The organism is Paludibaculum fermentans (assembly GCF_015277775.1).
Lineage (GTDB): Bacteria > Acidobacteriota > Terriglobia > Bryobacterales > Bryobacteraceae > Paludibaculum > Paludibaculum fermentans.
Genome location: NZ_CP063849.1, coordinates 9,465,730 through 9,476,802, shown reverse-complemented (window position 1 = coordinate 9,476,802; position 11,073 = coordinate 9,465,730). Strand labels below are relative to the sequence as shown.

General features: G+C 61.0%; 6 protein-coding genes. 4 read left to right on the top strand and 2 right to left on the bottom strand.

Translation table 11 applies throughout. The features are described 5' to 3' along the window. Nucleotides 1–170: 170 nt before the first annotated feature. A complete protein-coding gene (locus IRI77_RS37625) occupies nucleotides 171–1,007 on the bottom strand; it encodes a sugar phosphate isomerase/epimerase family protein (protein ID WP_194450048.1) in 837 nt (278 codons plus the stop codon). Between the two features lie 277 nt (nucleotides 1,008–1,284). Next, nucleotides 1,285–2,793, bottom strand: a complete 1,509-nt coding sequence (locus tag IRI77_RS37620) for a Gfo/Idh/MocA family protein (RefSeq protein ID WP_194450047.1) — start codon at nucleotides 2,791–2,793, stop codon at nucleotides 1,285–1,287. Between the two features lie 402 nt (nucleotides 2,794–3,195). Here IRI77_RS37620 and IRI77_RS37615 point away from each other — a divergent pair, with 402 nt between their 5' ends. From IRI77_RS37615 to IRI77_RS37600, 4 genes are all read left to right on the top strand, one after another. After that, complete coding sequence (locus IRI77_RS37615; RefSeq protein ID WP_228486229.1) at nucleotides 3,196–4,377, top strand: IS481 family transposase; 1,182 nt, start codon at nucleotides 3,196–3,198, stop codon at nucleotides 4,375–4,377. Nucleotides 4,378–5,379: 1,002 nt separating this feature from the next. Continuing rightward, on the top strand, nucleotides 5,380–6,891 hold the full coding sequence (locus tag IRI77_RS37610) for a glycoside hydrolase family protein (protein ID WP_228486526.1): 1,512 nt from the start codon (nucleotides 5,380–5,382) through the stop codon (nucleotides 6,889–6,891). A gap of 229 nt (nucleotides 6,892–7,120) precedes the next feature. Then, a complete protein-coding gene (locus tag IRI77_RS37605; RefSeq protein ID WP_194450046.1) occupies nucleotides 7,121–8,233 on the top strand; it encodes a hypothetical protein in 1,113 nt (370 codons plus the stop codon). Nucleotides 8,234–9,102: 869 nt separating this feature from the next. Then, entirely contained in the window at nucleotides 9,103–11,055 is a 1,953-nt protein-coding gene (locus IRI77_RS37600; protein ID WP_194450045.1) for a 5'-methylthioadenosine/S-adenosylhomocysteine nucleosidase family protein, read from the top strand. Nucleotides 11,056–11,073 lie beyond the last annotated feature (18 nt).

Below are 11,073 nucleotides of genomic sequence, written 5' to 3'. Positions count from 1 at the left end.
CCCTCCTCCGGGGTTGGCTGCGGTGGGCGGTGCTTGGTGCTTGACCGGGCAGAGGCTTGACTGCGATCCGTACTACGACTGAGGGGGCCAGACCAGGGGGTCCGGCGCGGACGCGGACGTCCGCCCTCCTCCGGGGTTGGCTGCGGCGTGTTGGGGCCGGCTCGTGGCGGTCAGACTTTGAGGCTTCGCAGGTAGGGGTAGCTTTCCTGCATGGCGTCCATGTTGACCTCTACGAAGTAGTTCTTTACGCCGCCCTTGCGGGCCGTGGCGAAGAGCTTCTTCCAGTCGACTGAGCCTTTGCCCACGGCTACGGACTTCTTCGTGGTGCTGTCCCAGTCGGCCAGGTGGAGAGACAGGATGCGGCCTGGGTACTTCTCCATGTAGGTGGCGGCCTGGAAGCCGATGCTGACTACGGCTACCTGGAACTGCATCTTGACCAGCTTGGGGTCGAGGCGGCGCATCAGCTCGTCGTAGATGAGGACTCCGTCGAGCTCCTTGAACTCCCCGTTGTGGTTGTGGAAGCCGCACTGGATGCCGGCTTTCTGCATCTTCTCGCCAATGGGGTTGAGGCCGTCGGCGGCCTTCTTCCAGTCGTCGAGAGTGGCGGTCTGGGGCAGGCCGAAGCTGGAGAGGATCATCTGCTTGAGGCCGAGCTCCCTGGCGAAGGCGATGCGCTCGTCCAGGTTCTCCTTGAGCTCCTTTGAGCCGTAGTGGCAGCTTTCGCAGCGCAGGCCGGCGTCCTGGATGGTCTTCTTCATGGTGGCCGCGGACATGGAGACGAGCGGCCCGAAGCCGGAGCTGACGTAGCCGGGCGGCGAGCACATCTCGGTGGTTTTGTAGCCGATTTCGGCCATCTGGTGGAGGGTGCCGGCGAAGTCCTTGGCGAGGGCTTCGCGGATGGGGAAGACCTGGAAGCCGGCGGGCAGGCCGAGGGGTTCGGCGTGGAGGGCGGCGGCTCCGGCGGCTGCCAGGGTTCCCAGGAAGTTACGACGGGTGTGGTTGGTCATGGGGTGATGTAGGCTCCAGTCGGTTTGGGTTTAGGTCGTTGGGGGCGTGGCCCGCCAGTCGCGGTTCGCAGCGCAGGGGGAACCCTGGCTGGGGGTTGGGGTTCGTTGGGCAGGCGCAGTTCGTTGGGGCCGTGGCCCGCTCCTTGCCAGTCGCGGTTCGCAGCGCGGTGGGGGGGGAACCCTGGTTGGGGCTTGGAGTTCGTTGGCCTGCTGCATTCCGTTGGGGTGCCCGCTCCCTGACGGTCGCGGCTCTGTTTGGGGGTGCGGCTCTGCTGCATTAGAGCTCCCAGCCTTTGCGGTATTCGCGGTAGAGGTAGCGGTTGGCTTCGGGCAGGTTGGTGATCTTCATGTTCTCGCTGTCGAGCAGGACCTTGCGGCCGGCCCTTAGGGAGACCGTGCCCAGGGTTACGGCGTCGGAGATGCCTGAGGCGTTGAGGAAGCTGCCGGGCGACGGGGGGCCGCCCTGGAAGGAGGGGAGCCAGACGTTGACACGGTCGGCCTGGCCACCGTCGCGGCGGGGCGGGGCTTCTCCCGGGAAGAGGGGTTCGATTTTGCCCTTGGCTGCGAGCTGCGGAGCCTGGCCGTTGAAGCCGGCGAAGATCTTGCCCTGGTCGCCTACAAAGAGGATGCCCTCGATGGGCCATTCGACGTTGGCGGCGTCGAGCTCGGCCGGCAGGCGCGGCTTGATGCCTCCGTCGTACCAGAAGAGCTCGGGGGACGGCGAGCCGTTGCGGGCCGGGAAGGTGAAGTGGATGGTGCAGGCGGCGGGGAAGGCGAAGTCGTTTTTGTTCCGCTTGCTGACCTGCTCCTCAATGATGTTGGTGTGGGTGGCCCAGGCGTCGGCGGAGATGGGCGAGGGGAGCTTCAGTTCGGTGAAGACGGGCCAGAGGCTGTAGATGCCCATGTCGGCCATTGAGCCACCGCCGAAGTCGTACCAGCCGCGGAAGACGGCGTTGGTGTAGTTGGGGTGGTAGGGGCGGTCGAGCGCGGGTCCGAGCCAGAGGTCCCAATCAAAGCCGGGCGGCGGGGCGGGGGTTTCCCTGGGGATCTCAGTGTACTGCGGCCAGACGGGGCGGTTGGACCAGTTGTGGATTTCGCGGAGGGTGCCGATGACGCCTTCGTTGATGCGGGCACAGATACGGCGGTTGCCGTCGCCGGCTCCGTAGGGGAGGAAGTGGGTGGCGCAGCCGGTCTTGCGGGCGGTCTCGATGACGAGGCGGGCTTCGTACATGCGGTTGGCGAGGGGCTTGTGGACGACGACGTGTTTGCCCTTCTTCATGGCCGCGACGGAGACCGTGGCGTGGAGGTGATCGGGCGTCATGATCTTGACGGCGTCGATGTCGCGCTCCTTGTCGAGGAGTTCGCGGAAGTCGGAGTAGGCGGTGACAGCGCGGAACTGGTCGGTGGCGCGCTGTTTGGCGTAGTAGGCGTCGATTACCTGTTTGCCGATGTCGCGGCCTCCGGGGCAGCCGGTCTCGTTGGCCTGCCAGTCGGGCTGGTCGAGGATGCGGCGGATGGTGTTGCGGATGGAGCCTTTGCCCCATTCGACGTAGTTGTTGGAGGCGCGGTTGGGGTCGCAGACGGCGACGATCTGGATTTTGGGGTTGGCCAGGAGGCCGGCGAGTTCGGTGAAGCTTTGGGTGCCCATGCCGATGTGGGCGAGGGTGAGTTTGTCGCTGGGGGCGATGTAGCCGGTGCCGCCGAGGACGGCTCGGGGGACGATGGTGAAGGCGCTGGTGGCGGCGGCGGTGCCGACGAAGGAGCGACGGTCGAGGTTGGACGGCATGCGAATCCTCCTGGGGTGACCGGGTGACGGGCGGCCTATGGATGAGTCCGGAGGCGAGTATATATCAGGATGGGGGCGGGGGGAATCCGACTTCGCCTTCGCCCGACTTCGCCCCAACTTCGCCGAAGAGTTCGACCTCCTTCGCCAAAGGCTTCGGCGGGCAAGGCGGGCGAGGCGGGCAAGGTGGCTTTGTTTGCTCAAAAAGTGCGATGGGGCGGGCGTTTTCGTTCCTGGACTGGGCCCCCGGCTTGCGCCGGGGGTAATGCTGGGGGAGCGGTCCGCGGACATAGGTAACGAATTGGACCGGCGACATCGGTAACACAGATCAGCGGCGCAAGAGATCTGATCCGCCTTATCGGTACGGCACGATGAGTGTCGATGCCGTGGAAGGAGACCAGAGCAATGGACCAACGGGTTCAACTATTGCAGGAGTACGACGAAGGCGAGACCGTGACCGCACTGGCGGAAGCCTATGGCGTATCGAGAAAGACGGTCCACAAGTGGATCAAGCGTCGAGAGGAGGAAGGCGTGGCCGGTTTGCAGGACCGCAGCCGGGCGCCTCATACCAGCCCGCAGGAAGTCAGTCAGGAAGTCATAGAGCGCATCCTGGCTGAGCGGCGGAAGTGGAACTGGGGCCCGCGCAAGCTATTGAGGAAGTTGGCCGAGGCGGAGCCGGAGAGGAAGCACTGGCCGGCGCCCAGCACCATCGCCATGATCCTGAAAAGAGCGGGTCTGAGTGTCACACGAAAGCGACGCTTGCGGACGCCGCCCTTCGGGCAGCCCTTTGCGTCCGTGGATGGACCCAATCGGACGTGGTGCGCGGACTTCAAGGGTTGGTTCCGTACAGGTGATGGCGTGCGTTGCGATCCATTGACCATCACGGACGCCCACAGCAGGTACTTGCTGCGCTGCCAAATTACGCCGAAGACGGATGGAAAGCATGCGGCTGCGATCTTCGAGGCGGCGTTTCGAGAGTACGGTCTGCCGGAGGTGATTCGTACGGACAATGGCACGCCGTTTTCGACGCGGGCGCCTGGCGGACTCAGTCGGTTGTCGATGCGCTGGGTTCGGCTGGGCATTCTGCCGGAGCGCACAGCACCGGCCTCACCGCAGGAAAACGGCCGCCACGAGCGCATGCATCGGACGTTGAAACAGGACACGCTGAATCCGCCGGCGGCCAACCCGCGCCAGCAGCAGAAGCGATTTCACGACTTTCAAAGGATCTACAACGAGCAGCGGCCCCATGAAGCCCTGGACTACGATACGCCGGCAAAACACTATCAGCCGTCGTTGCGCCCGATGCCACGTCGGATCCCGGAGGTGGAGTACCCGGCAGGGCTCGTGCTACGACGGATCCAGAATCACGGAGATCTCTACTACAAGGATCAGAGGATTTTCATCAGCGAGATCTTTGCGCGTCAGTTGCTTGGACTGCGGCAGGTTGACGATCGCTATTTCGAAGTGTTCTACGGCATGCTGTTGCTCGGCTGGCTGGACATAGAGCGTAATCGGTTTATGAGGAAGAAGCCGAAGGCGCTGGAGCAACAGGACGACGAATCCGCGGCGGTGCCGGCCGCTGAGTAAGGCCCATGGAAATGACGCACCGTGGAAAGCGAGGAAATCCAAAAACAGGATTCCCTCGCTTCCCACCGCGCTTGGAAATCGCTACGCGATTCCCACATTTCCACAGGCGTACGAATCCGGCTAGAATCGCGAAAGGCGATCAGACAAGCCCCCGCGACGACTGTTACCCATGTCGGTAGACCAGATTGTCACCCATGTCCGCGGCCGTACAGCTGGGGGGAGGGGCTTCGTCGTTGCGGCTGGTGGGCACACAGACTTCCTCTTCCCGCTTCGTCGATGGCTTCGCCCTCCTTCGCCGGGCAGAGCGGCTTTGCCGAGGAAATGGGTTTGTTCACTCAAATGTGCGATGCGGCGGGTGTTTTCGTTGCTGAGACCCGCCTTCGCCAGAGGCTTCGGCGTGCAAGTCGCCAGAGGCTTCGACCTCCTTCGCCAAAGGCTTCGGCGGGCGAGGCGGGCGAGGCGGGCTGATGGGTTTGATCGCTCAGGGAGAGAGGAAAGGCCGGAGTCGTTCCTCTCTCGTCCGGGGGCCCTGGTGCGGCGGCGCTTCTTGTGTCAAAGATCCGGCGCAGCGCTGGGGCTTGGGTCCCATCGCTGCCACGGCGGAGAGCTTGGGCTCCCGCCACGCCAAGATCATGGCATGCCCTTCGCAAATTTCGCGGCCTATGATCCTTGGATTCTCACCTATCCCCTTGATTCGACAGGCTGCAGATTTTTCTGCTTCGCTGGTGAACGCACAAACTCGAGGGCGCCCTATGGGCGAGAAGTGGGCCTCGCGGAGCGTTTGCCGACCCGTTTGAATCGTCACCGGACGCTGTGGGCGAACGAGTGGCGCACCCGGGACGTATGGGTCCATGCCGAGATGGGCCAGGGCGGCGGTGTCGCGGGTGGGCATCGGTCGAGAATCCGGTTGGCGATGTCTTGCAACGGGCACCCCGCCCCTCCGGCTGGGTGGAACCGTGTTTGCACTGCTGGCGCGGGTTGGCAAAGTGGCACAATCTCCTCATGACCCGACGTGACTTTGCGGCCTTGCCTGCCCTGGCTGCCTTGCCTGCCGCGCCCGCCCTCTCTGCCGTGCCTGCTCTCCCTGCCCTGCCGGCCTTGCCTGCCCCGGCGGCTCCTCCGGCCGCGCCGATTGCTTTGGGCTCGCGGCGCGAGCTGTTTGTCGACCGGTTCCTGGTGGCTGGGCTGGAGGGAGCGGAACTGCGGTTGGCTACGCCTCTGGATGCCGGGCCGGCCCTCGCTTTTGATCGGCCTTGGGAAGGGGCGTTTTGCGCTTACTCGACTGTGCTGCGGCACGGGGGGCGGTGGCTGCTCTACTATCGCGGGGTGCCGTCCTCGGGACCGGACGGGCGGGCCGCCGAGGTGACTTGCGTCGCGGAGTCGGCCGATGGGCGGACGTTTACCCGGCCGGAATTGGGGTTGTTTGCGATGGCCGGCGCTCCGCGGAACAATGTCGTGCTGGCGAACGCGGCTCCGTTTTCGCACAACTTCAGTCCCTTTGTGGATACGTGTCCCGGGGTGGGGGCCGGGCCGGCGTTGAAGGCGATTGCGGGGGTGCACTCGTCCGGGCTGCATGGGTTCGTTTCGGCGGACGGGTTCCGGTGGACGCCGGTGCAGGCCGGGCCGGTGCTGCCTTCGCCGAAGGAGTTCACGTTCGATTCGCAGAATGTCGCCTTCTATTCCGAGCACGAGCGGAAGTATGTCCTGTATTACCGGACGTGGCAGGAGATCGGGGGGACGAAGTACCGCTGGGTGTCGCGGGCGGTGAGCGAGGATTTCGTGCATTGGACGACGGAGGGGCCGGTCGATTATGGGGGCGCGCCGCCGGAGCATTTGTATACGAACCAGACGTCGCCGTACTTCCGGGCTCCGCACATTTATGCGGGGATCTGCGCGCGGTTCTTCCCGGGCCGGCAGGTGCTGACGGAGGCCCAGGCTCGGGCGGTGCAGGTAGATCCGCAGTATTTCCAGGATTGTTCGGACGCCGTTCTGGTGACGTCGCGGGGTGGGCGGTCGTTTTCGCGGACGTTCCTGGATGCGTTCCTGCGGCCGGGTCTGGGGCTGCAGAACTGGGTATCGCGGTCGAACTATCCGGCGCTGAACCTGGCGCAGACGGGTCCGGCGGAGATGTCGTTCTATGTGAACCGGGACTATGGGCAGCCGACGGCGCATCTGCGGAGGTATGCGTTGCGGCTGGATGGGTTTGCGTCGCTGCATGCGGGGTATGGCGGGGGGACGATGCTGACGCACCCGGTGACGTTCACGGGGCACCGGCTGGCGCTGAATTATGCGACTTCGGCGGCGGGGAGCGTTCGGGTGGAGTTGCTGGATGGGGACAGGCAGGCGTTGCCGGGGTTTGGGCTTGCTGATGCGGCCGAACTGATTGGGGATGAGATTGAGGGGTACGCGCGGTGGAAGCAGGGTGTCGGGGTGGGGGCGGCGCAGGGGCGGGTGGTGCGGCTGCGGTTCCATTTGAAGGATGCGGATGTTTATTCGTTCGGGTTTTTGGGGTGAGCTTAGAGGCGATTCTCAGGAACCGAACGAAGAATGCAAACGCGACCCGAGAAGCGTTTACACAGAATCGCGGACACCACCCTCTGGCGCGTTGCAGGACAACCCATTCCTCTCCCTGCACCGTTGGGAAAGACGCTCAACCCCCTGTACCAAAGCGCTGCCGGCGCCACGCCAGTGATCCCGAGCCTCGTGTGTCTTTTCGGAGTACTCGCCGGTATAATCCTGATGTATGTCTTTGCATGCGAATCCCCGCCGTTCGGCACTGTATTACCCGTACATCCACATCAGAAATGAGCACTGGCTTAAGGCAACGTTGTTATGCGTGCCCACACTAACGCGCATTGTCCCCGACACTTACACCCCCGAAGATGACCCGATCATTCATAAGTACACCAGCCTCAAGGGACCAGGCGGCCCGCTGCTCCAGGCAGTGGCCCCGCGGTTCTCCGGGCGCGCCAATGCAGCTCAGCAACAACTCATCACGCTGCTCACCGAGCACAAAAACGAGATCACAAGAAATTACAGCCGTCCCCACGCCCCACAACCAGACGAGTACTGGATACATACCGCCAAATTCAACCATGACCTTCTCGACTACCTAAGAGCGCACGACCTCGCATGGCTCGGGCACGACCCCGACGCGTATGGGAATCGCGAATGGTTTGCGCTGCACCCCATCCTCGGCAGCGCCGTCATGACCACGCTGGGCTTAAGCATTGCAGCAGAAAACCACCTCGACATCGTTACGCCAAATCATCGTTACCATGAAGCCCTGCTCGGCACAACGGAGGGCGACGTTGCAGCAGCACTCCTCCATAGGCCACGTCCGGTCGACCAGACGCGTAGCGCCCAAAAGCGCTACGATCTTGCTCAACTGGCCATCACCCTTAGCGGGGTGAACTACCGAGCCATTCCACCTGAGGCCATTCCAGAATTACAAGCATCCCCCCACCTGACCAAATTTCAGCAGATTATCCGTGAGGCCGCCCCACGCGTTGAGAACAAGAAAGACCCCGAAGAGTACGACAGGGAGCTCAAAGAGTGTGCAACCGAAATAGTTGATGTTTGGCGAAACACGACTAAGGAGTTCGCAAGAAAACTTACTGCGCCTTTGCTTGGGGCCGCCGCAGGCCTCGGCCTGAAGTCCTACTGCGACGTCTCAAACCCGCTGGCACTGGCTATTGATGCAGGCATTGCCGTAATCATGATTGGGTACACGGCGATCACGAACCGACCGGGAACGAGCCGCTACCATTACCTCACACAGGTCAACAGGGCACAAGACGACATCCTCCGTCTGACGTTCCCGCTCGGTATTACACCAGACTTGCATCATGAATAAGCCAGTAACGCCTGCGATTTGCCCAGGGGCACCGCCTCTGCTCCACATCGCGGCGCGCCAACGGATGCATCCCCAAAGAGAGTTTGGCCGCTCCTCGGCATAGCGCATGGCCACTTCCTATAACTTGCTCGACGTCCTCAACCGCCGCAAACCCTTGTGCATCGTTTGTGGTGCGCATGTGTGTGGAATTTAGGCTTCCCACTGCTCCTGACCTAACTCCGGAAATCAACCCAGGAAAGGGGTGGAACCTCCATGAAGGCTAGTCGACTTCCCACAAGCTGGCTAGTCTCCGCCCAACCTCCAAGCGATTGGTGATCCGCCAGCGTGTCCAGAAGTGCGGCCTTCCCCCGGGACCCGCATTAGCGGCAGAATCGGACAGCGTTGCTCAAGAGCAGGTCAGCGAATCCTTCAGCTGAAGGGGGCCTCGCTCTGAATGACACTGGACTGGATTGATCTTGGCAGCTTGGGTGGACCTGCGCCCACTGGTGCGTTTGTCAGACGTAATCTTCGAACACCGGAGTTTTGGCCTCACTCCCGCACGCCGTGCCCGGAACCGCGGGCTCCACTTCCGGGTGGCGCGCCAATCCGGAGTAAAGCGGAGGAATTGACGGGCGATATGGCGACGCCATGCCCCTCCAGTGGGGGTAGCATACGGAGGCCCTCGCTATCAAATGACACACCAACTGCGACTTTCAGCGTAGCACCGATATCGACTTCTGATATAAAGAGGTATGACTCTCGCTCCTGGCAGCAACCGTGCGCAATACTCGTTGGACGACCTGTATTTGATGGTATCGACGATTTACTCGGAGCAGAACGCCCAAAGATCTCCAAGTGCAACCTTTGGGCATTTTGTGGAGACGTGCGGCATGCTGACCGCCTACGATCGAAAGAAAAAACGGGAAGACTTCAATATTGAAGACGCACTGTGCAAATCCCTGGCTTGGTTCTTTCCGCTTCTGGCGAGATTCCGAGTAACCAGTGTTGAGTCTCTGATTTTCCGCAAATTTCCGTACGCCTGCCCCTACTGTCGACAATGCCCACATAAAGACAAAATCTGTAAAACCACGCAGGGAACTACTAGGACAGTGGACCACGCGGCCGTCCTGGCGAAGCACGCCGAAAACAGCCACAGGCGTCCGCGCGGATTGAATCAGTGGCAGCAGATGTTCCACGATATCTATGAACGCGATACAGTCACTGTAAATAGCGGGCGGAGCACGCTGGGCTTACTTGAGGAGTTAGGAGAACTAGCAGAGGCGGTTAGGGTATTCGAAAAGCATCCGAAATACTTCGCAGGTGAAGCCGCCGATGTCTTTTCCTATTTGATGGGCTTCGCAAACGAACATCGCGTTCGGCTGGAGCTCGACGGTCAGCCTCCGTTTGACTTTGAGGAGGCCTTTCTGTTGCGATATCCAGGCCTATGTATGCAGTGTGGTCATTCGATTTGCATCTGCCCTAGCATCCCAGAATCTACTGTTGGCCGCATGGCCAAGGAGCTCGATCTCGCGCCGGTGAATGAGCTATTCACATTGAACCCTTCCGACGCCGAGCTTCGCGGCAAGCAAATCGGAGCGTCGGTACTTCAAGAACTGGGCGGCCTGCCCGTTATTGCGCACAAACTGCCTTTGGATCGCGGTGAGGCGAATAGGGCCATGGTTTTGCTATGCCTTCGACTCTCGGAAGAAGTTAAGTCACAAGACGTTGGGCTGGCATCAGACCTATATAACGCGGCAATTCGGATCGCGACCGACGCTCGGATGGCAGGCAGTCGAGCGACTGGAAGTTCATCGACGGGTGTGGTCGATGTTTTGTCGAGTGTGTGGCCGCTGTTGAGCCTCGCGGTGATTCCGGAAGATAATTCCTTACAGTCAGGGCTTGCAAAATCTCTGCGTGCCCAAGCCATCCGCATAGGCATCATCACTGCGCTTCCAAAGGAGTTTGCCGCAATGCGAACTATGCTGGAAGAAGAGAGGACTAGCCCAATCGCAAGTGACCCTAACGACTACGTTCTCGGAACGATTCCGGCGAGGGATGAAAGCGGATCTCATATCGTTGCAGTTACGCTATTGAAGGAGATGGGGAATAACAGCGCGGCGGCCGCGGCAAGCCACCTCTTGAGAAGCTTTCCCAGTATCGAAGATGTGATTATGGTAGGAATTGCCGGCGGGATACCGAAGCCGGAATCACCTGATAGGCACATCAGACTAGGAGATATAGTTGTTTCCAATTCATCGGGCGTAGTACAGTATGACAATCTCAAAGTAGGAATTGATAAAATACACCTCCGCAGTTCCTCCTCAAAACCTTCAGCGCGAATGATCGGCTCGTCACGGGTTTTGGAATCGGAGCGACTCATGAAACGATATCCGTGGGAGGAATTCCTGCAAAGAGCTAACCTCCTAGAAAATGCTTCGCGCCCCCATGAATCAACGGATCTATTGTATAAATGGGACACCGGCGATCCAATCCCTGTAGCTCATCCAGTTGATCCGAGTCGCAATGCCGGTCTACCAAAAATTCACTATGGCATTATTGGTGCAGCCAACGTTCTTCTCAAGAATCCGACTCTTCGAGATCAAGTTGCTCGAGACTGCGGTGTCGCCGCGGTGGAAATGGAAGGATCTGGTATCGCCGACGCTGCCTGGACAGCCGGCCAGCAGTATTTAATCGTCCGAGGCATCTGTGATTATTGCGATGAAAAAAAGAACGATGATTGGCAGGGGTACGCAGCAGTAGCGGCGGCGGCGTATGTCCGCGCCCTCATTTCCGCCATTAGCCTGAATGCTTATAAAAATGCAGGCAACTCAACCACTAGTTAGACTCACTGCTGCGCCATT